The following is a 23988-nucleotide window of genomic DNA, read 5'->3' on the forward strand; positions in this document are numbered from 1 at the left end:
GGTAGAATAAGGGCAGGCCAGTCAATCTGGTCTGTTCTTTTTTATGGAAGGGAGGAATCTGTTTGCGCAAAGTTTCAGCGGTATTATTCGATTTGGACGGAACCTTACTCGACCGGGAATCATCTCTTCTAAAATTTATTGGAAGCCAGTATGACCGTTTTAATCATGAATTAAGCTTGATAGAGAAGGAAAGCTATATAAACAGATTCATAGAGTTGGACGCAAGGGGTTATGTGTGGAAAGACAAAGTGTACAGCCAGCTTTTGAAAGAATTCAACATCACGGGTTTGACATGGGAAGATCTCCTCGAGGACTACGTAAAGAATTTTAAGCATTCATGCATTGGTTTTCCGCATTTGCATGAGGTTCTTAGGAATCTCCGACAAATGGGGATTAAACTTGGCTTGGTCTCGAATGGCAAAACTCTTTTCCAGATGGACAATGTAAAAGCATTGGGAATTGAAGGGTTCTTTCATTCAATCCTGATTTCGGAAGCGGTGGGGCTGAGAAAACCAGACCAGAGGATTTTCCAGAAAGCGCTTGACGAACTTGGAGTAAAGGCAGCACACAGTATATTTGTCGGAGACCACCCTGAAAATGACGTGAGAGCGGCCCGGGACATAGGGATGGTTGGAATCTGGAAGCGAGATGACTATTGGGAAGAGGCTGAGGCCGATTTTATCATAGAAGATTTAGCTGAATTGTTTAGTATCACTTTAGAAGGAGTTGTTTTGTATGAGCAAAATTAAGGTTTCGTATGATCCACCAGAAGCTGCAGATTATATCAATCTTCGAATCCAAGCAGGAATGAGCGGTAAGTCTCTCGAGGCGGCCCAGATTGGATTGAAGAATTCATTATTCGTCGTCTCCATTTATGATGATTCTGTCCTGGTGGCCATGGGCCGGATCATTGGCGATGGCGGGGCGTTTTTTCAGATTGTTGATATCGCTGTCAAGCCAGCCTATCAGGGTAGGGGATTGGGAAAGCTGGTCATGAGCGAACTTATGAACTATTTGGATGAACATACATATGAAGGGTCTTATGTAAGCCTGATCGCTGATGATCCGGCAAATAAACTTTATGAACAATATGGGTTTGAATATACGTATCCAACCTCTCATGGAATGTATCGAAAGTATTGAACAGCCAATCAAGGCTGTTTTTTATTGGTGAATTTATTTCAAGCTGGAACAAGGAGTAGTTGGATGTCCGTTATCAAGGAGATAGTCTTCTAAGAAAAATCATGAAGTTTTTACCTGGAGAAGTATTTTACAATATAACCAAATAAAGTAAAATACCATAGTAGGTCTTTATTCCTATTAATATTCCTAAGGAGAGAAAACTGCATGGGCAAGAGCATCAAGTTGAAGATGTTGCTAATTTTTTCAGGGTTGATTCTAATTTCTGGTTTAATCATTGGATATGTTTCTATTAAATCGACGGCAAGCCTGGTTGAAGAAACTGTCAGTGAACAAGCGGCCGGAATTTCTCAGCGAGCGGCAAAGATGATAAACATAGAAGACTATCAAGAGATTTTGGAATCAGGTGAAACAGAGTACTACAAAGAACTGCGCAGTCAGTTAAATGACATTCGGGAAGCGAATGGACTTACCTATTTATATACGCTGAAGCGTGAAAAGTCTGGAGACAGTTATAAATATTATTATATAGTGGATGGAATGCCTTTTGATTCCGAGGACGCCTCCCAGCTTGGCGATGAAGAGGATGGGATTGAGGAGTACCCTGCCATTGTCAGGGCATTCGAAACCGGTAAGACGGAAATCGAAATGACCAATACAGCGGAGTATGGTGGATTGGTCTCTGCCTATGTTCCAATTAAATCAGAAACCGGGGAAATCATCGGGATTGTCGGCTCTGACCTGGATGTAACCAATGTCTATGACGGAATAGAAGCAAATACGCTAAAGATGCTTGCCATCATTGGAGTGACACTATTAATAAGTATCTTGATCACGACTACCGTCACTTTTTCGATTACTAAACCAATCCAGCTACTAGCTAAAAATGCTGAAGCGGTGGGTAAAGGTGATTTAACGGTTCCTGTTGAGTCCCGGCGGAAGGATGAGATTGGCATCTTAACAAGTTCCTTTAACAAGATGTTGCAAGATTTGCGAGTCATTATCCAAACGCTTAATGATTATAGTCTGGAGCTGAACGAAACATCAGCTGAATTATTGGCTAAGGCAAATGACACGAAATCAGCCAGCATGGAAATTGCAAGCACCATGGAAGAAATCTCGGGAAGGTCGGCTTCGCAGCATCAGAGCCTGATTGAAAGTGTTCGGGTCGTCGAAGAGATGTCCACGGGTGTGAACGATATTGCGGGATCTACTTCAACAGCCTCGAAATTAGCTGTCAGTACATTAAATGAAGTAAGCATGGGGAATGAGAAGCTGGAAAACGTCATTGGACAAATGCAGAAAATTAGCGAATCGGTCAATTACTCATCTTTGATGATTCAAACATTAAAAGGACATTCGAATGAAATATCAAATATTGTTGAAATCATAAACGGTATTTCTTCCCAAACAAATTTACTGGCTTTGAATGCTGCAATTGAGGCAGCGCGTGCAGGTGAAGCGGGAAAAGGCTTTGCAGTTGTCGCTGAGGAAGTCAGGAAGCTGGCTGAGCTCTCTTCAAAGTCGACTGAAAACATTAAAGATATTATCGAGCGCATAAATGGTGATACAAATCATACAGTTGTTGCCATGGAGACTGTCCTCGAAGATGTGAATAAGGGGATGAGCGCAGTGTCAGAGGCAGGTGAGGTATTCAATTCCATACAATCATCTGTTGAGGGTGTATCGTGCCAAATTCAAGAAGTGACAACAACTTCCGAGGAAATGTCGGCTTCTGCAGAAGAAATCACCGCTTCTGCCATTGAGACAGCAAAGATTGCAGAACAAGCTGCTGCAAGCACCCAGCAAACAGTTGCGATTACCAACCGGCAAGGCCACCTCATCACAGACCTGGCTCATACGGTTGAAGGCCTCTCCAATATGGCGGAGAAACTGAAGAAACTATCAGGTAATTTTAAAATATAGTTGATTTTTGATAGGAAGCAGCTAATCAGGGTTAGCTGCTTTGTTTTTTAAAGGCTCATTTTCGTAAACCTTGTTGTTTTTCTTAACAATTTTTTGATATATGATAATATCAATTAGGAATTCGAGTTTGCAAAATTTCAGAAAACACTCTCGAATTTTTAACCTTGACTGGGGTGAATTACTTGAAAGATAAATTTGAAAAAATTTTGTTTGTAGTTACTTTACTTGTTGGAATATCAATAATCTACTTAACCCCTAATGGAAAAGAAGGATATTGGATTATTCCTTTAATTTTCTTTTGGATAATTCGTTATTACAGAATAAAAAGTAAAGAAAAAAAGATATACAAAACTGAGGACCTCTAATAGGGGGTCTTTTTCCATTTTAATTTACAAACTAGGCACATCTAAACATATTTACAGTAGTATTATTGGATTTTTGACACGCTGAAATAAGCATTTGTTCGACTTGTTTATCAAAGGATAAATGCTTGTCCAACTCCAACCAACAGAACCAGTACAGGTAGTTATCTAAATACTTAGTCGCAACACCTTGAAAGCGGTCAATCCAAGTTTTTAAACGGCTATGAAAATTGTTCACATTCTGAACGTGATAAATCCCCTTTTTTACGCGTTGCTTCTGGCGTTCATTCACGGTTTCGTGTTGCAATCCTTTTAGTTTAGCGGTCTTCTTTTAGTTGGTGGCTGTATCCGTACATAACAAAGAGGATGGTTCAATATACTTCCCAATTGCAGCATCTATTTCTTCTGCCTTAACACGCCCTGTTCCTGCCTTAACAGCTATGATATTGTGGTTTCTATCTTGTGCAACTACAACTGCAATTTTAAGATTAGAAACCCTCTCTTTTCGTCTTTTGTCACACGTTTTTCGCCTTACGATGTTTGACCTCGCGACCTTTCAAAGACTCAAGAAAGAAGGTCTCGTCACTTTCAACGATACCTTGTAAAAAAGTGGTGAGTTGTGGATAAAAATGGTATGTTTATTACTTTACTGGAATATTATTAAATTTACATAATGGGGTATTATTTAACGGGTTCAAATGTGCTTTAATTAGCTAAAGAAAAATGATGATAGTTTAAAGGACGGTTGAGTTCTAAAATGAAATACGCACCTGAAGAGATACAGCTAATCAAAGACCAGCTTGGCAGCCAATCTTTATCTACCATTGCCAGAAGACTTAATCGAAGTATGACAGCCCTTGAAGTAAAGATCACCCGATTGGGCCTATCCCACACCAAATCATACACAGGAATGCTGACCGCCGGAGAACTGGCAAACATCCTCAAGATTGACCGAAATACCGTCATGCAATGGATCCTTAATCACGAGTTGGATTCCCATCAGCGGATTACCCGAAATAAGAAGAAATTCACCTTCATCAACATCGATGAATTTTGGACATGGGCGGAAAGCAACCGCCATAAAATTGATTTTTCCAAACTTGAACCTGATACACTTCCTCCTGAACCGGAGTGGGTGGCAGAGGAGCGCAAAATAGACAAGCAAGTCACGAATTATAAATCCTGGACCAAGAAAGAAGAAAAGCTCCTGATGGAATTTTACTGCTGCGGCAAGTCACTCGGAGAAATCTCGGAAAAGCTCGGGAGGACGCGAGAATCAATCCGCAAGAAAATCAAACGGATTATTCATTCTTGAACTCACAATTTCTGGTAAATAAAGAATCATCTTGTAATACTTGTAAATTAATAGTATATTTTTCCTATAATAATATTGTTTAATTTTTACAGGTATGGTGGTTCTTGTCCCCAGGAGGAGTCAGTATGGATATTTATGTTGCCAGGCAGCCTATTTTTGATCTGAATGAAAAAACTGTAGCTTATGAATTGCTATATAGAAGCAGCACGGTCAATAATTATCAGCACACTGATGGGGACCAGGCTACAACGGATGTCATTGTAAATAGTTTCTTGAATATCGGTGTTAAAGAGTTATCGAATGGCAAACCTTGCTTTATTAATTTTACTGAAAAACTATTAAAACTTGGTGTGCCTTCTTATTTTAATCCATTATCAATCGTTGTGGAAATTCTTGAGACCGTTGAGCTGAATGAAGAGATTTTAAATATTTGCCAAGAGTTGAAGTCTCATGGATACACAATCGCACTTGATGATTTTTTTGTTTCCCAGTGGAATGAATTGACTGTCCAGTTATTGGACTATATTGATATCATCAAGATTGATTTCCGGTCGACAAGCCGAACGGACAGGCAGGAAATGGTTCGGTTTTTAAAGGGCAGGGACATCCAGTTTCTTGCTGAAAAAGTTGAAACAATCGAAGAATACTTGGAAGCGAAAGAAGATGGCTTCGTCTATTTCCAGGGTTTTTACTTCAGCAAGCCGGTTATTTTAAATAGCTATGATATTCCGTCATACTACCATTCCTATTTTCAAATCTTAAAAGAAGTCGAGAATCCTGAACCTGACCTTGAAAAAATCAAGAATGTCATTGAAAAGGATATCTCGCTTTCCTATAAACTATTAAGGTTGATCAATAATCCGGTATTCCGGCCAAGAAACCAGGTCTCCTCTATAAAGCAGGCGATCATTCTATTGGGTCTAAATGAAATCAAAAAATGGATTTATGTATTGGCAATAAGAGGAGCAGACAAAGGAGCCGGCAATTCCAAGGAACGGGAAATCATCGAATTGTCCCTTAAGCGGGGAAAGCTTGGGGAACTGATTGGCAGGAAGGTAGGAAGAGAAGTGCTTGCCTCCAAATACTTCCTGCTTGGAATGTTTTCCCTGATGGATTCTTTGCTGCACCACCCAATGGAGGACTTGCTGGATGACTTGCCGCTGAGCAATGAATTGAAGGATGCCTTATCCGGTGAAAAGAATGACGAATACGCTATGCTTGAGTTTTTAAAAGATATTGAGCAAGCCTTCCATGAAAATCTTGAGCTTGCTTTTAACCCGACCACGATGACAAAGGAAGAGCTTTTCAGGCTGTATGGCGAAGCAAGTGACTGGGCCGCCAAGGTTTTGACTGAAGTGAATCCATAATCTTTAAAGCATGCAGCTGCATGCTTTTTTCTTTTGTAAAGTAAATTCTTGTAACCTGCCGCCAAAAAAGCTATATTTTTTACATAGATAAAGTCATTTTGAAAAAGTTCGAAATTCTCTCTGAATGAGGTGTTTTTCCATTGGTGCTGAAATATTTATCCGCACTGCTCCTGCCTGGTTTCATGGTCGTGTTTTTTACCCGGGTTGCCTATAACCATGTCCTTGCGCTTGTATTGACGGTCGCGTTGATCGCGGCTTCTGTTTATAAAGGGTATACGGATTCCTTCCTGCTGATTGTCGTCGATGCGTTCTCTTTGACGTTCGGCTTCTTTCTGGCCAATCAGATGAGGAGACGGAATAAGAAATAGCTGAAAAAAGTGAAATCAAGCCTGTCGAATTCTATTCGGCAGGTTTTTCCTATTGCAGCAAGTCAAAACGAAGTTCAATCAAACATTTGATTAACAATCATTCGACATGGCTCAACAGCTCTTATGAAAGAAGAATAACAATTCGAATGTTTGTTCGCTTTTTGTTGGTTTGTTTTACCTGCTTTGTGGTAGAATGAGGATATGACTTTTTTGACAACCATGTAAGGCTTATATATAGGAAGGTTCTTATTTCGTTACGAAATAGAGCCGACAGAAATTTAATTACAGGAGGCTTTTCTGTGAAGGACCAATTTGAATTAGTCTCGAAATATTCCCCGCAGGGAGACCAGCCTGCGGCAATAACTGAGCTGGTGAAAGGCATTCGCGATAACAAGAAGCATCAGACGCTTCTTGGTGCGACAGGAACAGGGAAGACGTTCACGATTTCAAATGTCATCAAGGAAGTGAACAAGCCCACGCTTGTCATTGCCCACAACAAGACATTGGCAGGGCAGCTCTACAGTGAGTTCAAGGAATTTTTCCCGAACAATGCTGTTGAGTATTTTGTCAGTTACTATGATTACTACCAGCCAGAAGCATATGTGCCTCAAACAGATACATTCATTGAAAAAGATGCGAGCATCAATGATGAGATCGACAAGCTGCGACACTCGGCTACATCGTCGTTATTCGAGCGCAAGGATGTCATAATCATTGCCAGTGTATCCTGCATCTATGGTCTCGGTAATCCAGATGAATACCGTGACATGGTCGTGTCTTTGAGGACCGGCATGGAGATAGAAAGGAACAAACTGCTCCACAAGCTGGTCGATGTCCAGTATGAACGGAATGACATTGACTTCAAGCGCGGGACGTTCCGTGTCCGCGGGGATGTCGTCGAGATCTTCCCGGCATCGCGTGATGAGCATTGCATGAGGATCGAGTTTTTCGGTGATGAGATTGACCGGATCCGCGAGGTCGATGCGCTCACTGGCGAGATCATCGGTGAACGTGACCATGTCGCGATCTTCCCGGCATCCCACTTCGTAACCCGCGAAGAAAAGATGAAGATTGCCATTGAGAATATCGAAAAAGAATTGGAGGAGCGCCTAGAAGTGCTTCGTGCCGAGGAGAAATTGCTTGAGGCCCAAAGGCTTGAACAGCGTACAAGGTATGACCTTGAAATGATGCGCGAAATGGGCTTCTGTTCCGGCATCGAAAACTACTCGCGCCACCTGACTTTAAGGCCTGCGGGTGCGACTCCATATACATTGCTTGATTACTTCCCAGATGACTTTTTGATTGTTGTCGATGAGTCGCATGTTACATTGCCGCAAATACGGGGAATGTTTAATGGTGACCAGGCACGTAAGCAGGTGCTGGTAGACCATGGCTTCCGCCTGCCGTCAGCGATGGACAACCGTCCGCTGACTTTTGCCGAATTTGAGACACATGTCAAACAAGCTGTGTTTGTATCGGCAACTCCAGGTCCGTACGAACTGGAGCATACGCCGGAAATGGTTCAGCAAATCATCCGTCCGACTGGATTGCTTGATCCGACGATCGATGTTAGGCCGATTGAAGGCCAGATCGATGACCTGATTGGTGAAATCCAGGAGCGGACGAAGCGGAACGAGCGTGTACTGGTAACAACTTTGACGAAGAAAATGTCCGAAGATCTCACCGATTACCTGAAGGAAATCGGCATCAAGGTCCAGTATCTCCACTCAGAGGTCAAGACGCTTGAGCGGATTGAAATCATCCGCGAGCTGCGGCTTGGTAAATATGATGTCCTGATCGGAATCAACCTTTTGAGAGAAGGATTGGATATCCCTGAGGTTTCGCTGGTGACGATTCTCGATGCCGATAAGGAAGGCTTCCTCCGTTCAGAAAGATCTCTCATCCAGACGATTGGACGTGCGGCGAGGAATTCGAACGGGCATGTCATCATGTATGCTGACAAAATGACCGATTCGATGACAAAGGCGATCAGTGAAACGAAGCGCCGCCGTGAAATCCAGGAAGCATATAACAAAAAGCATGGCATCACACCGCAGACGATCCAGAAGAGTATCCGCGACGTAATTCGTGCGACGATTGCTGCCGAGGATCAGGAAGCATACAGTCCGGCAGAAGGTCTGAAGAAGCTGACAAAGAAAGATCGCGAACAAGTGATTTTAAATATGGAAAAGGAAATGAAGGAAGCAGCGAAGGCTCTCAACTTCGAACGGGCGGCCGAGCTGCGTGACCTCATTCTTGAGTTAAAAGCGGAAGGATGACGATAATATGGCTATGGATAAACTGATTGTCAAAGGCGCCAGGGCCCACAATTTGAAAAATATAGATGTCACCATTCCGAGAGACAAGCTTGTTGTGCTGACAGGACTTTCCGGTTCAGGGAAGTCCTCGCTGGCGTTCGATACGATTTACGCTGAAGGGCAGCGCCGTTATGTGGAATCATTGTCTGCATACGCACGCCAGTTCCTCGGCCAGATGGACAAGCCGGATGTCGATTCGATCGAAGGATTGTCCCCGGCGATTTCCATCGACCAGAAAACAACAAGCCGGAACCCGCGTTCAACTGTGGGAACGGTGACTGAGATTTATGATTACTTACGACTGTTATTTGCAAGGGTGGGAAGACCAACCTGCCCGGTGCATAATATCGAGATTACCTCACAGACGATTGAACAGATGGTCGACCGCGTGCTGGAATATCCGGAGAGAACAAAGCTGCAAATCATGGCACCGCTCGTATCCGGCCGTAAGGGCACCCATGCCAAAGTCCTCGAGGATGTCAAAAAGCAGGGCTATGTCCGTGTCCGTGTTGACGGGGAGATGCTCGACCTGGGTGATGAAATCGAGCTTGAAAAGAACAAGAAGCATTCGATTGAAGTCGTCATCGACCGGATTGTCATCAAGGAAGGGATTGCTGCACGTTTGGCGGATTCCCTTGAATCGGCGCTCAAGCTTGGTGAAGGGAATGTGCTGATTGACGTAATGGGTGAGGAGGAATTGATGTTCAGCGAGAACCATGCCTGCCCGATTTGCGGTTTTTCAATCGGCGAGCTTGAGCCTCGCATGTTCTCATTCAACAGCCCATTCGGTGCCTGCCCGGAATGTGACGGGCTCGGCGCAAAGCTGGAGGTTGATGTCGACCTGGTCATTCCCAATAAGGAGCTTTCATTAAAGCAGCATGCGATCGCCCCATGGGAGCCAACCAGCTCGCAATACTATCCGCAGTTGCTTGAGGCTGTCTGCAATCATTATGGAATCGATATGGATATGCCGGTAAAGGATCTGCCTGACAATCAGCTGGAAAAAATCCTGTATGGTTCGGAAAAGGACCGGATTTATTTCCGTTACGAAAATGACTGGGGACAGGTCCGCGAGAACTATATTGTATTTGAGGGCGTGTTGAAAAATGTTGAACGCCGCTATAAAGAAACCAGCTCTGACTTTATCCGCGAGCAGATGGAGAAGTATATGGGCGAGCATGCTTGCCCGACATGCAAGGGCTACAGGCTGAAGCGTGAAACCCTGGCAGTACTAGTTGATGGCCGCCATATCGGTGAAGTGACAGCATTGTCGGTTGAGGAAGCACACCAATTTTTCGAGGGCCTTGAACTTTCTGAAAAAGAAATGAAGATTGCGAACATGATTTTCCGTGAAATCACGGAGCGACTTGGCTTCCTGATAAATGTGGGTCTGGATTATCTGACGTTGAGCCGAGCTGCCGGGACGTTATCCGGCGGGGAAGCCCAGCGAATCCGGCTGGCAACCCAGATTGGTTCGCGTCTCACCGGAGTTCTATACATTCTGGATGAGCCGTCCATCGGTTTGCATCAGCGCGACAATGACAGGCTGATTGATACCCTGAAAAACATGCGTGACATCGGCAACACCTTGATTGTTGTCGAGCATGATGAAGATACGATGCTTGCAGCTGACCACCTGATCGATATCGGCCCTGGCGCAGGTGTCCATGGTGGGGAAATCATCTCCCAGGGTACGCCCGCTGAGGTAATGGATGATCCGAATTCGCTGACGGGCCAGTATCTATCTGGTAAAAAGTTCATTCCGCTGCCAATCGAGCGCCGCAAACCAGACGGCCGCTATATCGAAATCAAAGGTGCAAAGGAAAACAACCTGAAAAATGTCAATGTGAAGTTCCCGCTCGGAACCTTCATGGCCGTCACTGGTGTATCCGGTTCCGGTAAAAGTACGCTGATCAACGAAATCCTTCATAAGTCACTGGCGATGAAGCTTCACAGAGCAAAAAGCAAGCCAGGCGAGTTCAAGGAAATGAAAGGTGTCGATCACCTCGACAAGGTCATCGATATTGACCAGTCACCAATCGGCCGTACGCCAAGATCAAACCCGGCAACCTACACCGGCGTGTTCGATGATATCCGTGATGTGTTTGCATCGACGAATGAAGCGAAAGTGCGCGGCTATAAAAAAGGCCGCTTCAGCTTCAATGTCAAAGGCGGACGCTGTGAAGCCTGCCGCGGGGACGGCATCATCAAAATCGAGATGCACTTCCTGCCTGACGTTTACGTCCCATGTGAAGTCTGCCATGGCAAGCGTTACAACCGTGAGACTTTGGAAGTGAAGTACAAAGGAAAGAATATTTCCGATATCCTTGATATGACGGTAGAAGCAGGGGTCGAATTCTTCGCCAACATCCCGAAAATCGCCCGCAAGTTGCAGACGATTTACGATGTCGGCCTTGGCTATATCAAACTCGGCCAGCCGGCGACAACCCTTTCCGGCGGGGAAGCGCAGCGCGTCAAGCTGGCATCCGAACTTCACCGGCGCTCAACGGGACGTTCACTTTACATCCTCGATGAGCCGACAACCGGTTTGCATGTGGATGATATCTCCCGTCTGCTTGTGGTCCTCCAGCGTCTTGTTGAAAATGGTGACACCGTGCTGGTCATCGAGCATAATCTCGATGTCATCAAGGCTGCCGACTATATCGTCGACCTCGGACCGGAAGGCGGAGACCGCGGCGGCACCATCGTCGCTACCGGCACTCCGGAAAAAATCGCCGAAGTGGAAGAATCCTATACCGGCCGTTACCTTAAGCCAATATTGGAACGAGACAGACTGCGGATGAAAGAACAGATTCAGGAAAAAGAAAAAAGCACGAGCAATGCTTAATCTATATGAAAAAATCTCTTCCTTTTCAGGAAGAGATTTTTTGCGTGAAGAATTAAATTGCACTATTTCAATTGAATGGGGATCATTTCGGTATCGAGCGCTTTAAAATCATAGTTTTGCTTTTTCAAGTACTCCAGCAATTCAGGAAGTTGGGCAAGGGTTTCTTCTCTTTCATGCAGGAGGATGACGAGCGGCTCATCCTTCTTTGCCTTTTCAGCAACCTGGGCAATTGTGTTGTCAACCAGCCGTTTATCGCGGTAATACCAGTCTTTGCTGTCGACATTCCAATCCCACAGCTGGTATCCTTTGTCACTGACCGCTTTTTTATAAGGATCCTTCATATAAGGGGCGCTTCCATATGGTGTGCGAATCAGCGTCGAATCAATCCCAGTGATTTCTTTGATCGTATTCAGTGTCTGGTCCATTTCAGCGACGACGGTTTGCGGAGACTGATAGATTTTCGTTTTGTCATGGGTGACTCCATGCGCTCCGAGACTGTGGCCGGCTTCTGCCATCTTTTTTACAGCGTCTGGAAAGTTCCTGATATTGCCGTCCAGCATAAAAAAGGTAGCCTTTGCGTCAAACTCATCCAGGAGCGATAAGATTTGGCCTGAGACCTTATGTGGTCCGTCATCAAATGTTAGGTAGACAGTTTTTGAAGGCGCTTTGGCTGGGTCTTCAGAGGGAGGGTCTGCTACGTCTGGAGTCGGTTGATCTTTATATTGGGTTTCACTTACTATAAATCTAGGAGGCTTTGTTTCAAGTTTTTTTAACACTTCGTCGGTTCGATGATAAGTTGATGTGAGTTCCTGATGCTCGCTGGATCCCTGGACCACAGGCTTTTTCACCTGGCTTGCCACGGCAGAAGAGGAAGTGATTAGTCCCCCAACTAAACAAACAACAGTGCACCATCTGGCTGTTTTACTTTTCAAGCTGAACACTCTGCATCCCTCGCTGATTTCTAAAATGTTTTCACTTACTTAGACGTGTATATTTCATGTTTGTTACAGAAATATTTCTATATAATTACAGGATAATAGTATACCAGCTTAATTTGAATAAGAAAATAGTGGGAATTCATAAATCCGAAGTTCACAGAAGGTTCGTTAAATGTAACGGGAGGTGACAGGGGTTTTTAGGCGATTTGTCGAACTAATTTCTTAAATAACGGCTGTTTTCGTAAAGGTTATTGTTAAAATCCTAAAGCCGATTCTAACGTGATGATAGCCATTTTGGATATCGGTACTAAGTTTGCAAGCTCTTTTCTCAATAGTCGTGAATGGTGTGAATAATCCTAGGTAATTCAATCCTATTTTGTAGGCAATAGTAACAAAATTTGAGAAAAGAGCCTAAATAAATGAAACTTCTTAGACTCCGCTGCGTATTAATTGCTAAGGAGATGAAGAGGATGGATACGAAAAGGATTCTGTCAGCTTTGTGCTATTTCAGTATTATGTTTGCCGGGATTTTGTTCCCTCTGGTTGCTTATTTTGCTTCAGATGATAGTGATGTTAAGTTTCATGCGAAGAAAGCGCTGATGTCGCATCTTATACCACTGATCCCTTTACCGCTTATTTTAATTGCCGTGTTCATTGATTTTAACGGAGGAGCAGGGGAATTCCCCATATTCATGTTCAGCAGCGCGATTTTAATGGTTATATTGAGTTTCATTGTCCTGGTATGGAATTTGGTTAAAGGAATAAAAGTGCTTAACACAAATTGAGGAGGATGAACCATGAAAGAGGAAAGAAAACGGATTTTAAAGCTTGTTGAAGAGGGAAAAATGACGGTGGATGAAGCATTGTTCCTGATCGAGCAGCTGGAGCAGGGGAAAACACAGGCCCAAAAATCAACTGCTCTATCAACGAATGTGAATTTTGAAGAAGCCAAGAAAGAAGAATTCAAAAAAGAAGATTTCACTGCGTATAATTTCAATTCTGTAAAAGATAAAGTACTTGATTTTGTTGATTCTGCCTTCAAAAAAATTAAGGATTTCGATTTGGACCTGAATTTTGGCCACTCCGTTGATATCACGCATATCTTCCAGCAGGGAGATACTTATTTGAACCAGGTGGACATTGATATGGCGAATGGTTCGGTAAAAGTAGTACCGTGGGAACAAAAGGATGTGCGGGTCGAGTGTAGTGCGAAAGTGTACCGGGTCGAAAACCAGGATGAGGCACGCAAGAAGTTTTTAGAGGACGCGATTTTTACGGTTGAAAATCAAAAGCTCCGGTTTTCGGTCCAGCAAAAATGGATGAAGGTTGATGCTGTTATCCATATTCCGAAAGAAGACTATGAAAATGTTCGGATCCGCTTGTTTAATGGATCCATTGAAGGTGAAAACTTAACCGTAAAGGATTGCCGCGCAAAAACAGCCAACGGCAAAGTGTCTCTCGAGAATCTTGAGTGTGGCAAGCTGGAAACGGAAACGGTGAGTGGCCAAATCAGCATCCAGCGAAGCGCAATCAAGGATCTTGAAGTTGAAACAATCAATGGCGCAATCAAGGCGGATGGCTTTTTTGACCAAGTCGATCTTCAGTCCTTTAATGGAAATGTGACATGCATTGTAAATAACAAGGATTGCGAAAGCGTGGAAGTGAAGGCGACAACAGGAAGCATCGAGGTGCACCTGCCGGAAAAAACGCCGGCCAGTGGTGAGCTCAAATCGAATCTTGGCGGATTTACCATCGAGCTCGATGGCATACAGGTCGTTGAGGAGAAAAGTGATATGGTCCAGAAACACCTTCGCTTCAAGCCTGCTGATGGCGGGCAAAAAGCTGTCAGGCTTCACGCTGACACCAAAACGGGTTCGATAGTGGTGAAAAAACTAATACAACAGCAGTAGGAAGGTGTTAATCATGAAATTATCCCGTTCCCGGACGAACCGGATGCTTGCAGGAGTGCTAGGGGGTATGGCAGAATCCTTTGGAGTGAAGGCAGCCCTGCTGCGAATCCTGTTTGTGATTCTGCTTTTCAGTACCGCATTCTTTCCGATGGCCCTCCTGTATCTTGTGCTTGTGTTTGCACTGCCGAACAGGGAGGGCAATTAAAAATGAGATGGCTGTTGGGGATCGTCATTAACGCCATTCTTTTCATGGCTCTTGCCGGGTATTTCGAAAATGAAATTTATCTGTCAGGATTCGGTGCTGCACTAGGCGCCAGCTTCATTCTTTCAATCTTGAATATACTGGTTAAGCCGATTTTAATCATTTTGACGCTCCCTGTCACAGTCCTTAGCCTGGGGCTGTTCCTGTTTGTCATTAACGCGGTCACGCTGATGCTGACAGACAGCCTGATGGGGAGTTCTTTTGAAATAGATGGTTTTGGCATGGCGCTGCTTACAGCGGTGATCATGTCCATCGCAAACCTGGTTATCCAGAACACGGTGTTGCGTGAATCGGATAAAAAGCGCTGATAAATGAATCTCGCTAAATAAAAAAGCAAAGGCCGGCACTTGGAGTGTCGGCCTTTTCCTATTCTTGTTCAATAAAGGCTTCAAAGCCCGCCTTCCTTAAACGTGCTGCAAGCTCTTCGGCGTTACGCTCATCTTCGAATGCCCCTGCCTGGACTTTATACAATCCGCCTTTTCTCGCTGCTGCAGCAGATTTTGCCGGCGCAGAAGAGGCAGCAGGAACAGGTTTCGCATTATCCTTTCTCTGGAGCTTGAACTGCTCTGCCAAAGCCGTGACAATGCCTTCGGCTACTGTTCTTCGGTACGTTTCGGAGCGCAGCAGTTCCACTTCGTTCCGGTTTGTCATAAATCCGCCCTCCACCAGGACGGCATCCATTTTTGTTTCCCTCAGGACATGGAAATCGGCCGTTCTTACCCCTCGGTTCTCGAGACCTGTAGCGATGACAAGATTGCGCTGGATTTTTTGGGCCAGCTGATTCGCTACAGGCGGCCTGGATGGATAGACATATGTCTCAATACCGCCGACATTATTCCAGCCCCCGCTGCCGAACGCATTGGCATGAATTGATACAAATATATCCACATTCAGGCTGTTTGCCTTGTCAGTCCTTGCTGTCAAAGACACATCTCGCTGATCGGAATGAGAAAAGTACACGGTGACATTCTTGTAGTTTTCCAGCAGCTGTTTGGCGTAGTTCGCCACGGCCCTGTTAAACTCATATTCTCTCAAACCATCAGGACTTCGCTTACCCGGGGTGTTGTAGCCATGCCCAGCATCAAGCATGATCTTCATGTTTTTCACACCTTCCGATAAAAGATTTCCTCATCAGTATATATATGACCAAAGCCAGGAAAAGGACATAGTGAGATGGGATATAGGCGATTATCCATACGGTGTTTCCTTATTTGTTCAGTTCAAATATGTCGTCCAGACGCTGTGACATGAACTCATGCCCGTCCTGGATTCCTTTATTGTAAAATTGAGGGGCGAGCTTGTCCGCGAAAAATTCAAGAATCAACATAGCAGCCAAATCCCCCAGCTCTTCCCCTCGTTCTTCAAGGAAATACCTTTTGATTTCTTCGGTCATTTGATTCCTCGCAGAATCATCAATCTGGAAGTTCTTAAGCATCTTATCTACTCCTTAACATTTATTACCCCCATTTTAAGCCAATCAGACAAACTATTCGACAAAGACGTTCGATTATTTCCGTGGAAATAAGCTAAATTTTCTTATGGCATCGACAATAGAGCCCTTAACTAAAATTTTTGTAGGAATTTATATGGACGGCGCGACAAGCATGAAAAGCTGGGTGAGCTTTGGAATGGATGCTTTCTTAGTAGGGGGGATTTTCAGTTTTAAATATCAGCGAAAAAAAAAAGGCCCTGCTCTAGGGTCTCTGCAAAATGGTCATAACCGCTGCATACTATGAACAAATTTATAGCGGTCGGCGCGATAGGCTGACTTTACGTATTCGAAAGGTGTGCCGTCCTTTAAGTAAGAAGTTCTGTGGATCAGCAAAACAGGCGAGCCTTTGTCAATTTCAAGCAGTGGCAATTCGTGTTCCTTCGCGATTGCCGCCTCGATTTCCTGTGTCGCTTCATGGATCGTCAGCGATAATTTTTCCTCGATGTACTTGTAAAGGGAATGATTGATGATTTCCTCCGTCAATCCCTTTGCCAGATTGGCCGGGAGATAGGTGGTTTCAAGAGCCAGCGGGGCATCATCGGCAAGTCGGACACGCTTGATTTCAAATAGAGGTGTATGTTCACCGAGATGGAGCGTATCGGCAATTTTTCGGCTGGCCGGGATGATTTCGAATGACACTAGCCTGCTGCCCGGAGTAAGGCCTCGCTCCTTCATGTCCTCGGTGAAACTTGTCATTCCCTGCAAATGCTGTTCGACTTTCTTTTGATTGACGAAGGTGCCTTTTCCTTTATGACGGTACAGATAGCCATCATTCACAAGGTTCGTCAACGCCTGCCTGATGGTCATTCGGCTGATTTTGAACTGTTCGGCATAGACGCGTTCTGATGGAATGGCTTCATCAGGCTTGAGCTCGCCGCTTTCGATTTGACTTTTAATATATTCTTCAAGCTGATGGTATATCGGTATGGGTGAGTTTTTATCAATCATCGGTCATTCTCCTGACTGCTATCGTTTCCTTTATGGCATGATTAAAGCATAGCTGCTGCTTCTTTATCGGCAAATATCGTCACATTCTGGTGCTTTTTCAGGATGGAAGCAGGAAACTGTTCACTGACTTCGCCATTCATCAAACGGGCAAGCGCCTCAGCTTTGGCAGTGCCGGATACAAGCAAGAAGATTTCCCTGCTATCCATGATTGTTGCAATTCCCATAGTAATCGCCTGTCTGGGGACATCATCAATAGAAGTGAAAAACCTCGAATTTGCATTAAGTGTGCTTTCCGACAGGTCGACGATGTGCGTCCTGCTCTCAAAGGACGTTCCTGGTTCGTTAAAACCGATATGGCCATTCTGTCCGATCCCGAGAACCTGCAGGTCGATACCTCCATGCTCCTGAATGAACTGTTCATAACGTGTACATTCTTTGGTAAAATCCTTTGCTGTCCCATCAGGTATATGGGTCTGGTCAAGCGGGATATCGATGTGTTCGAACAGCTTCTCACACATGAAGTAGTGATAGCTGTGTTGATCCTTTTTCGGAACGCCAATGTATTCATCAAGATTGAAGGTGTTTACTTGTTGGTAGGAAGTCCCGTTCTGCTGATGGTCTTTTATAAGTTCCTGATAAAGTCCGGTCGGTGTACTTCCAGTAGCAAGGCCAAGGTTGAGCGCTGGATTCTCTTTGAGGCGGGAGATGATTTGCGCTGCTGCCTGCTGGCTAAGCTCTGCGTAATTTATAATTTGGATCAGTTTCACATCATCACCTCTTTCAGTATGGTTATAAGCGCATATAGCTGGTGATCCCCCGGCAAATAGTCATAGATACTTCGTGGCTGCTGTCCAGCACAACAAGATCGGCATCCTTTCCGGCAGCAATGCTTCCTTTCCGATCGAAAACCTTCAGCTGTCTGGCAGGATTCTCGCTCGCGAGCTTTACTGCATCCTCAAGACTGATGCCAGTGAATTCCATCATATTCTTCAAGGAATCCTTCATTTTTAAAATACTGCCGGCAAGCGTTCCATCTGCTAAAAGAGCTTTACCGTCCGCAACCTTCACTGCTTGCCCGCCAAGGTCGTATATACCATTTTTAAGGCATTTCGCCCTCATGGAATCGGTAATTAGAATGACACCATCTTTTCCCTTTGTCCGGATCGCTAAATCAAGCATTTCTGGTACAACATGGATTCCATCCGCAATCAGCTCGATTTTTAACTCATCTAAAAGCAGCGCAGCCCCTGCGACTCCCGGATCGCGGTGGTGCATGCCGCGCATTCCATTAAATAAATGGGTTACATGGCTCACACCGGCTTTTACAGCTTCAAACATCTGTGTATATGTAGCGTCTGAATGGCCAACCGAAGCAATGACGCCATTTTGTACTAAATAGGCTATAAATTCAATTCCGTTCTCTTGTTCCGGCGCCAGCGTGACAAGCCTGATATTGTTCCCTGATGCTTGCTGCATGTTCGCGAAAAGTCCGATATCGGGTTTGATGATGAATTCCTCAGGCTGGGCCCCTTTGCGAGTTTCATTAATGAAGGGTCCTTCCAGGTGAATCCCGAGCATCTCCGCTTTTCCCGGATGATTATGACCGCCCATATATTCGGCTGCATTCTCCAAAGCCTTGATAATGGACGATTGCTCCTGAGTGATTGTTGTAGCAAGAAAACTGGTGGTGCCTTCCGCAGGCAGGATCGAAGCCATGGTGGACAGAGCTTCAATGGTTGCGTCCATCGTATCAGCGCCGCCGGCTCCATGGATGTGCACGTCAATGAACCCGGGGACGATGGTGCTGTCCTCGGGCAGGTCCACTAAGTCTGCATGATGCTGGGGGAGGGAAGAAACAGGCCCGATATCAGAAATTTTCCCATCTTTAATATAAAGATATCCTCTTTGGATCAGGGTCTCTTCGGTTAAAATCCTGGCGTTAACAAGCAATAATTCTTTCATCCTATCACCCGAAAAATGTGTCCTAATTACTTTCATTATACAAAGAGAAACTTTTGGTTGTCTATACCACTATACAAAAACTAACATCAACTGTGACTGGTATAGACATTTGTTTCAAAAAAACCTTACTTAGATTGAATAACAACAATGGTGTTTTTTGACTCCTTGTATTTGGTTCTGCCTGAAAAAGTGCTAAAATATAAAGTATTGTGATCATGTGGAAAAAAATGTCCTAATAAAGGAGGAACTTTCTTTGCCAAAAGTCCGCACTAAAGACATCATCGAGAAATTCGAAATGGAATTGCTAAGTGGAGAGGAAGGCATCAACCGTCCGATCACGACCACTGATATCTCCAGGCCGGGACTCGAGATTGCCGGTTATTTTGAATATTATCCTGCAGAGCGCCTGCAGTTGCTTGGTAAAACAGAATTGACCTTCTTTGAAAAGTTGAACCCTCGTGAAAGGACAGAGCGGATGGAAAAGCTCTGTACAGATATTACGCCGGGCATCATCGTTACAAGGGACATGGAAGTTCCGGCTGAATTGATTGAAGCGGCCGAACGCGAATCTGTTCCGGTTATGAGGTCGAAGCAAAAAACAACAAGGCTTTCAAGTCATCTGACAAACTATCTGGAGAGCAAGCTGGCACCAACTACTGCCGTACATGGTGTACTGGTCGATCTATATGGGATTGGCGTTTTGATCACAGGCAAAAGCGGTGTCGGTAAAAGTGAAACCGCGCTGGAACTGGTCAAACGCGGACACCGTCTGGTAGCGGATGATTGTGTTGAGATCCGCCAGGAGGATATCGGGACACTCGTCGGAAACTCGCCTGATCTCATTGAACATCTGCTCGAAATTCGCGGCGTGGGCATCATCAATGTGATGACACTGTTCGGAGCAGGTGCTGTACGCTCACATAAACGCATTTCCCTGATCATCGATCTCGAAATCTGGGACCAGAAAAAATCATATGACAGATTGGGTCTTGATGAAGAAAAAATGAGAATCCTCGACACCGATATCACAAAGCTTACGATTCCGGTCCGTCCAGGCCGTAACCTCGCTGTCATCATTGAGGTAGCCGCGATGAACTTCAGGCTGAAGCGCATGGGGATGAACGCAGCAGAACAATTCACCAACAGGCTGTCTGACGTCATTGAGGATGGCGACCATGATGAACATTAAATTGAAACGCTTTTGATAAGTACTTCTATAGTAGAACGCATGACAAAAGAAAGAAAGTTTACAAAAAGAGCCTTAATCAAACGTTTGATTAAACACGGTCAAAGTGCTGGTACATTTAACTTTTATATAGAATAAGGGGAAATGATATGGAAAAGAATATTCAGCCGATCGACCCGATTGCCTTTACGCTTGGACCGATCCAGGTGCATTGGTACGGCGTCATCATCGGACTTGGAATTGCGCTGGCGTTATGGATTGCCATGCGCGAAGCCGAACGACGCGGGTTGCCAAAAGATATATTTGCAGACTTGATGCTCTGGGCGATTCCGATCGCCATCATTTCAGCGAGGATTTATTATGTTATCTTCCAGTGGGATTATTACGCACAGTATCCAGGCGAGATTTTTAAGGTCTGGAATGGCGGGATTGCGATTCATGGCGCATTGATCGGAGCTGTAGCCACAACCTATTTCTTTACGAAGGCAAGGAATGTTTCATTCTGGAAGCTTGCGGATATCGCTGCTCCAAGCATCATCCTTGGCCAGGCAATCGGCCGCTGGGGCAATTTCATGAACCAGGAAGCGCATGGCGGGGAAGTCACCCGGGCATTTTTAGAGAACCTGCATCTTCCGGAGTTCATCATCAACCAGATGTATATCAACGGAACCTATTATCATCCAACATTCTTGTATGAATCGATCTGGAATTTGCTTGGTTTCATCCTGCTTATGTCCTTGCGCAGGGTCAACCTTGGCCGCGGCGAACTTTTCCTCAGCTATGTCATCTGGTATTCAATCGGACGCTTCTTTGTCGAAGGCATGCGCACCGACAGCTTGATGCTGACAGATACGCTAAGGATTGCCCAGACCATCTCGATCGCACTGATTGTTTTTGCAATTGGGGTATGGGTCTACAGGAGAGTCAAGGGTTATTCAAAAGTAAGATATTTAGAAAACTAGAAAAACTACGGGTTACTAAAAAGGCAACCAACTCAATACATTATATATAGGCTGAAAAATGGGAGAGATGCTTCAATGGGTTCTTCATTGAAAAGAGGGTTGATGGTTGGCTTGAATACAACATGGGCACTGGGAAAAGTCATTTTTCCAGTGACACTGATTGTTTCAATCCTTAAATATACTCCTGTCCTGCCGTGGATCATCGACGTTATTACACCGCTGATGTCATTGCTCGGCTTGTCGGGAGATGCGGCGATTCCGCTTGTCATCGGGAACTTCCTTAATCTGTATGCGGCAATCGGAGCAATACTGACGCTTGATTTGACGGTAAAAGAAGTGTTCATCATCGCCGTGATGCTGAGCTTTTCGCATAATATGCTGGTGGAATCAAGTGTGGCCGTCAAGGTCGGCGTCAAGCTTTGGATCATCGTCTTTGTCCGGCTGGGGCTTGCGTTCTTATCGGCGATTATCATCAACCTTGTCTGGAATGGCGGTACTGAAATCGCAAAATATGGGATGATCCCTGCTAAAGGGGAAGAGGTTTCTGGCTGGGGACCGATTCTTCTTGAAAGCATCACCAAAGCCGGTATTGGTATCTTCCAGCTGGCCATCATCGTCATCCCGCTGATGGTCATCGTTCAGATCATGAAGGATCGACAATGGCTTGCCGTTTTTTCAAGATGGATGGCGCCGGCGACAAGAGCACTGGGCATGAAGGAGAACACCTCGACGACGATGGCAGCCGGCCTGCTGTTCGGCCTCGCATACGGTGCGGGTGTAATGATCCAGGCAGTCCAGGAGGATGGAGTCAGCAAAAAGGATGTCACGCTTGCGTTCATTTTCCTTGTTTCCTGCCACGCAGTCGTTGAGGATACATTAATTTTTGTTCCGCTTGGAATCCCGGTGCTGCCGCTGTTGCTGATCCGCCTTGGGGTGGCAATTTTATTGACAACAGTAGTTGCATTCGTGTGGAACCGCGCGGATCTTGCAAAGAGAAAGGAAGCAGTATATGAGCAATAAAATAGATACGGTCCTGTTCGATCTCGACGGGACTTTGATTGATACCAACGAATTGATTATTTCATCTTTCCTCCATACAATGGAAACTTATTTTCCGGGCCAGTACAAACGGGAGGATGTCCTTCCGTTTTTAGGGCCATCGCTCAAGGATACATTTGAGCCAATGGATCCCGAAGGCTACGAGGAAATGATTAAAACCTACCGTACTTACAACCTGGCAAACCATGACCTCTTGGTAAAAAGTTTCGAAGGTGTGTACGAAACAGTGAGGACGCTGAAAGAGAATGGCTTCCACCTTGGAATCGTCACGACAAAGCTTTCGGATGTTGTGCAGATGGGCATGAAGCTGACAGGGCTTGATGAGTTTTTCGAAGTCGTCGTCGCATTGGACCATGTCGAAAAAGCAAAGCCGGATCCGGAGCCGCTTTTAAAAGCATTGGACATGCTTGGTTCCTCGCCTGAACGCGCGATCATGGTCGGCGATAACCACCATGACATCCTTGGCGGCAAAAATGCCGGCACAAAGACTGCTGCTGTAGCCTGGTCCATCAAGGGGAGAGAGCATCTGGAGCAATACAATCCGGATTATATGCTGGAAAATATGGCTGATATCCTGCCGATCCTCGGGGTGTAGGATGAGACGGACGACACGCTATCGTGTAGAAGGCGCCAATTCACTCTGGCATGTTTATAAGACCGTCCCTTTCTGGAAGGTCGTCAAGAATTTTGTCGTCATCCAGGCAGCACGCTACACGCCCTTTCTCGGGATGAAAAACTGGCTGTACCGTACATTTTTACGGATGAAGATCGGTGAACAGACTTCTTTTGCGTTGATGGTCATGCTGGATGTCATGTTCCCGGAAAAAATTTCGGTCGGACGCAATACCGTCATCGGCTATAACACGACCATCCTTGCACATGAATACTTGATCAAGGAATACCGTCTCGGCGATGTCGAAATCGGCAGCGAAGTCATGATCGGCGCCAATTCAACGATCATGCCCGGCATCAAGATCGGCGACGGCGCCATCGTCTCCGCAGGGACACTCGTCCACAAAGACGTCCCCGAAGGCGCCTTCGTCGGAGGAAACCCGATGCGCGTCATCTACACAAAGGAAGAACTAGCTGAGCGCTGGGCAGATGATGAAATTTATGGAACAAAAAGCGAACGGAATTGATTCCGCTTCGCTTTTTTTTGTCTCTGAAAAGGCACTTGGTCGATATAATTGAAAATCCGCTGATATATTGCAAAATGTGGTCGATAAAATCGAAAATCCGCTGATATATCGTGAAATGTGGTCGATATATTTTGATTTTCGCCAAAAAAGTATAATTCCCCAGCTCTATACCTCCATGCAGGCTGCAATTTCTACAGTAATGAAGACATTTTTTACATTCAGAACCCTTTTTAGAAAAACAAGCATGAAAAATTATAAACATGAAGAGCTAACGGTTGACGGATAATAGAATGAACGGTACACTACATATAACTTCATCTTGTTACCATATTAGCGAACTAAAGGATTCCGATAATTAAATCAAAAGTAAACCTAATGATTAAATCAACGTGAACCAAATTGTTAAATCGAAAGTAAACCAAAGAATTAAGTCAAAAGTAACCATGCAAACAACGAACTAGAGAGTTCCGATAAGTAAACCACACA

Annotated in this window: 23 protein-coding genes and 2 pseudogenes; 18 read left to right on the top strand and 7 right to left on the bottom strand. The window is 44.9% G+C overall.

Annotated features, from left to right (window positions below; genetic code table 11):
• The first annotated feature begins 62 nt into the window (after positions 1 to 62).
• The 4 genes and pseudogenes from J7E38_RS07805 (at position 63) to J7E38_RS24460 (ending at position 3066) form a co-directional block, all read left to right on the top strand.
• A complete protein-coding gene (locus J7E38_RS07805; protein WP_214706321.1) occupies positions 63 to 749 on the top strand; it encodes an HAD family hydrolase in 687 nt (228 codons plus the stop codon).
• Positions 736 to 1143 (top strand): GNAT family N-acetyltransferase, encoded by a 408-nt coding sequence (locus J7E38_RS07810; RefSeq protein WP_214706322.1) that lies wholly within the window; start codon positions 736 to 738, stop codon positions 1141 to 1143. Before J7E38_RS07805 ends, J7E38_RS07810 begins: the two co-directional genes overlap by 14 nt.
• A gap of 786 nt (positions 1144 to 1929) precedes the next feature.
• A pseudogene (locus tag J7E38_RS24455) lies at positions 1930 to 2124 on the top strand (HAMP domain-containing protein); the annotation flags it as partial.
• Positions 2125 to 2247: 123 nt separating this feature from the next.
• Positions 2248 to 3066, top strand: coding sequence for a methyl-accepting chemotaxis protein (locus tag J7E38_RS24460; protein ID WP_483297163.1), 819 nt, complete (start codon positions 2248 to 2250; stop codon positions 3064 to 3066).
• Positions 3067 to 3462: 396 nt separating this feature from the next.
• On the opposite strand, the pseudogene J7E38_RS07820 reads toward J7E38_RS24460, so the two are convergent.
• Positions 3463 to 4033: pseudogene (locus J7E38_RS07820) on the bottom strand (IS1595 family transposase); the annotation flags it as partial.
• 152 nt (positions 4034 to 4185) lie between these two features.
• Here J7E38_RS07820 and J7E38_RS07825 point away from each other — a divergent pair.
• From J7E38_RS07825 to uvrA, 5 genes are all read left to right on the top strand, one after another.
• Positions 4186 to 4743, top strand: coding sequence for a helix-turn-helix domain-containing protein (locus J7E38_RS07825; protein WP_214706326.1), 558 nt, complete (start codon positions 4186 to 4188; stop codon positions 4741 to 4743).
• Between the two features lie 125 nt (positions 4744 to 4868).
• Entirely contained in the window at positions 4869 to 6110 is a 1242-nt protein-coding gene (locus J7E38_RS07830; RefSeq protein WP_214706327.1) for an EAL and HDOD domain-containing protein, read from the top strand.
• Between the two features lie 140 nt (positions 6111 to 6250).
• Positions 6251 to 6478, top strand: a complete 228-nt coding sequence (locus J7E38_RS07835) for a CsbA family protein (RefSeq protein ID WP_214706328.1) — start codon at positions 6251 to 6253, stop codon at positions 6476 to 6478.
• Positions 6479 to 6777: 299 nt separating this feature from the next.
• Positions 6778 to 8757, top strand: coding sequence for an excinuclease ABC subunit UvrB (gene uvrB / locus J7E38_RS07840; RefSeq protein ID WP_214706329.1), 1980 nt, complete (start codon positions 6778 to 6780; stop codon positions 8755 to 8757).
• Between the two features lie 7 nt (positions 8758 to 8764).
• The gene (uvrA, locus tag J7E38_RS07845) at positions 8765 to 11644 is read left to right on the top strand and encodes an excinuclease ABC subunit UvrA (protein WP_214706330.1); all 2880 of its coding nucleotides are present in this window, start codon (positions 8765 to 8767) and stop codon (positions 11642 to 11644) included.
• 62 nt (positions 11645 to 11706) lie between these two features.
• Here the strand turns inward: uvrA and J7E38_RS07850 are convergent, their stop codons facing one another.
• Complete coding sequence (locus tag J7E38_RS07850; RefSeq protein ID WP_214706331.1) at positions 11707 to 12576, bottom strand: polysaccharide deacetylase family protein; 870 nt, start codon at positions 12574 to 12576, stop codon at positions 11707 to 11709.
• 476 nt (positions 12577 to 13052) lie between these two features.
• Here J7E38_RS07850 and J7E38_RS07855 point away from each other — a divergent pair, with 476 nt between their 5' ends.
• Genes J7E38_RS07855 through J7E38_RS07870 form a run of 4 tightly spaced genes read left to right on the top strand, consistent with a single transcriptional unit; the run spans position 13053 to position 15062 of the window.
• Positions 13053 to 13367, top strand: coding sequence for a magnetosome magnetite crystal formation protein family (locus tag J7E38_RS07855; protein WP_214706333.1), 315 nt, complete (start codon positions 13053 to 13055; stop codon positions 13365 to 13367).
• Positions 13368 to 13379: 12 nt separating this feature from the next.
• Complete coding sequence (locus J7E38_RS07860) at positions 13380 to 14492, top strand: DUF4097 family beta strand repeat-containing protein (RefSeq protein ID WP_214706335.1); 1113 nt, start codon at positions 13380 to 13382, stop codon at positions 14490 to 14492.
• A gap of 13 nt (positions 14493 to 14505) precedes the next feature.
• Positions 14506 to 14697: a PspC domain-containing protein gene (locus J7E38_RS07865; protein WP_214706336.1), complete on the top strand. Its 192-nt coding sequence runs from the start codon at positions 14506 to 14508 to the stop codon at positions 14695 to 14697.
• A gap of 2 nt (positions 14698 to 14699) precedes the next feature.
• A complete protein-coding gene (locus tag J7E38_RS07870) occupies positions 14700 to 15062 on the top strand; it encodes a phage holin family protein (protein ID WP_214706337.1) in 363 nt (120 codons plus the stop codon).
• 58 nt (positions 15063 to 15120) lie between these two features.
• Here J7E38_RS07870 and J7E38_RS07875 read toward each other — a convergent pair whose 3' ends face one another.
• The 5 genes from J7E38_RS07875 to nagA all read right to left on the bottom strand — a co-directional run bounded on the left by J7E38_RS07875 (position 15121) and on the right by nagA (position 19156).
• The gene (locus tag J7E38_RS07875; RefSeq protein ID WP_214706338.1) at positions 15121 to 15852 is read right to left on the bottom strand and encodes an N-acetylmuramoyl-L-alanine amidase; all 732 of its coding nucleotides are present in this window, start codon (positions 15850 to 15852) and stop codon (positions 15121 to 15123) included.
• Between the two features lie 109 nt (positions 15853 to 15961).
• Complete coding sequence (locus tag J7E38_RS07880; RefSeq protein WP_214706339.1) at positions 15962 to 16189, bottom strand: DUF2164 domain-containing protein; 228 nt, start codon at positions 16187 to 16189, stop codon at positions 15962 to 15964.
• A gap of 279 nt (positions 16190 to 16468) precedes the next feature.
• The gene (locus J7E38_RS07885) at positions 16469 to 17194 is read right to left on the bottom strand and encodes a GntR family transcriptional regulator (protein WP_214706340.1); all 726 of its coding nucleotides are present in this window, start codon (positions 17192 to 17194) and stop codon (positions 16469 to 16471) included.
• 41 nt (positions 17195 to 17235) lie between these two features.
• Positions 17236 to 17961: a glucosamine-6-phosphate deaminase gene (nagB, locus tag J7E38_RS07890; protein ID WP_214706341.1), complete on the bottom strand. Its 726-nt coding sequence runs from the start codon at positions 17959 to 17961 to the stop codon at positions 17236 to 17238.
• A 22-nt stretch (positions 17962 to 17983) separates the two neighbouring features.
• Entirely contained in the window at positions 17984 to 19156 is a 1173-nt protein-coding gene (gene nagA, locus J7E38_RS07895) for an N-acetylglucosamine-6-phosphate deacetylase (protein ID WP_214706343.1), read from the bottom strand.
• Between the two features lie 253 nt (positions 19157 to 19409).
• Here nagA and hprK point away from each other — a divergent pair, with 253 nt between their 5' ends.
• The 5 genes from hprK to J7E38_RS07920 all read left to right on the top strand — a co-directional run bounded on the left by hprK (position 19410) and on the right by J7E38_RS07920 (position 23502).
• Complete coding sequence (gene hprK, locus J7E38_RS07900; protein ID WP_214706345.1) at positions 19410 to 20345, top strand: HPr(Ser) kinase/phosphatase; 936 nt, start codon at positions 19410 to 19412, stop codon at positions 20343 to 20345.
• 146 nt (positions 20346 to 20491) lie between these two features.
• Positions 20492 to 21304 carry a prolipoprotein diacylglyceryl transferase gene (gene lgt / locus J7E38_RS07905; RefSeq protein WP_214706347.1) on the top strand — a complete coding sequence of 271 codons (813 nt, stop codon included), beginning with the start codon at positions 20492 to 20494 and terminating at the stop codon, positions 21302 to 21304.
• Between the two features lie 75 nt (positions 21305 to 21379).
• Positions 21380 to 22324, top strand: a complete 945-nt coding sequence (locus tag J7E38_RS07910) for a nucleoside recognition domain-containing protein (RefSeq protein ID WP_214706349.1) — start codon at positions 21380 to 21382, stop codon at positions 22322 to 22324.
• Complete coding sequence (gene ppaX, locus J7E38_RS07915) at positions 22314 to 22958, top strand: pyrophosphatase PpaX (protein ID WP_214706351.1); 645 nt, start codon at positions 22314 to 22316, stop codon at positions 22956 to 22958. The genes J7E38_RS07910 and ppaX overlap by 11 nt, the downstream gene beginning before the upstream one ends.
• A 1-nt stretch (position 22959) precedes the next feature.
• Entirely contained in the window at positions 22960 to 23502 is a 543-nt protein-coding gene (locus J7E38_RS07920; protein ID WP_214706353.1) for an acyltransferase, read from the top strand.
• Positions 23503 to 23988 lie beyond the last annotated feature (486 nt).

Source organism: Bacillus sp. ISL-35, assembly GCF_018613355.1.
Taxonomy (GTDB): domain Bacteria; phylum Bacillota; class Bacilli; order Bacillales; family Cytobacillaceae; genus Mesobacillus.

What these genes read in the sequence shown, in the direction of transcription:
- J7E38_RS07810 (WP_214706322.1), top strand. Translation starts at nt 736, where the DNA reads ATGAGCAAAATTAAGGTTTCGTATGATCCACCAGAAGCTGCAGATTAT.
- J7E38_RS24460 (WP_483297163.1), top strand. Translation starts at nt 2,248, where the DNA reads ATGGAAGAAATCTCGGGAAGGTCGGCTTCGCAGCATCAGAGCCTGATT.
- J7E38_RS07825 (WP_214706326.1), top strand. Translation starts at nt 4,186, where the DNA reads ATGAAATACGCACCTGAAGAGATACAGCTAATCAAAGACCAGCTTGGC.
- J7E38_RS07830 (WP_214706327.1), top strand. Translation starts at nt 4,869, where the DNA reads ATGGATATTTATGTTGCCAGGCAGCCTATTTTTGATCTGAATGAAAAA.
- uvrA (WP_214706330.1), top strand. Translation starts at nt 8,765, where the DNA reads ATGGCTATGGATAAACTGATTGTCAAAGGCGCCAGGGCCCACAATTTG.
- J7E38_RS07855 (WP_214706333.1), top strand. Translation starts at nt 13,053, where the DNA reads ATGGATACGAAAAGGATTCTGTCAGCTTTGTGCTATTTCAGTATTATG.
- J7E38_RS07860 (WP_214706335.1), top strand. Translation starts at nt 13,380, where the DNA reads ATGAAAGAGGAAAGAAAACGGATTTTAAAGCTTGTTGAAGAGGGAAAA.
- J7E38_RS07865 (WP_214706336.1), top strand. Translation starts at nt 14,506, where the DNA reads ATGAAATTATCCCGTTCCCGGACGAACCGGATGCTTGCAGGAGTGCTA.
- J7E38_RS07870 (WP_214706337.1), top strand. Translation starts at nt 14,700, where the DNA reads ATGAGATGGCTGTTGGGGATCGTCATTAACGCCATTCTTTTCATGGCT.
- J7E38_RS07875 (WP_214706338.1), bottom strand. Translation starts at nt 15,852, where the DNA reads ATGAAGATCATGCTTGATGCTGGGCATGGCTACAACACCCCGGGTAAG.
- J7E38_RS07880 (WP_214706339.1), bottom strand. Translation starts at nt 16,189, where the DNA reads ATGCTTAAGAACTTCCAGATTGATGATTCTGCGAGGAATCAAATGACC.
- J7E38_RS07885 (WP_214706340.1), bottom strand. Translation starts at nt 17,194, where the DNA reads ATGATTGATAAAAACTCACCCATACCGATATACCATCAGCTTGAAGAA.
- nagA (WP_214706343.1), bottom strand. Translation starts at nt 19,156, where the DNA reads ATGAAAGAATTATTGCTTGTTAACGCCAGGATTTTAACCGAAGAGACC.
- lgt (WP_214706347.1), top strand. Translation starts at nt 20,492, where the DNA reads ATGGAAAAGAATATTCAGCCGATCGACCCGATTGCCTTTACGCTTGGA.
- J7E38_RS07910 (WP_214706349.1), top strand. Translation starts at nt 21,380, where the DNA reads ATGGGTTCTTCATTGAAAAGAGGGTTGATGGTTGGCTTGAATACAACA.
- ppaX (WP_214706351.1), top strand. Translation starts at nt 22,314, where the DNA reads ATGAGCAATAAAATAGATACGGTCCTGTTCGATCTCGACGGGACTTTG.
- J7E38_RS07920 (WP_214706353.1), top strand. Translation starts at nt 22,960, where the DNA reads ATGAGACGGACGACACGCTATCGTGTAGAAGGCGCCAATTCACTCTGG.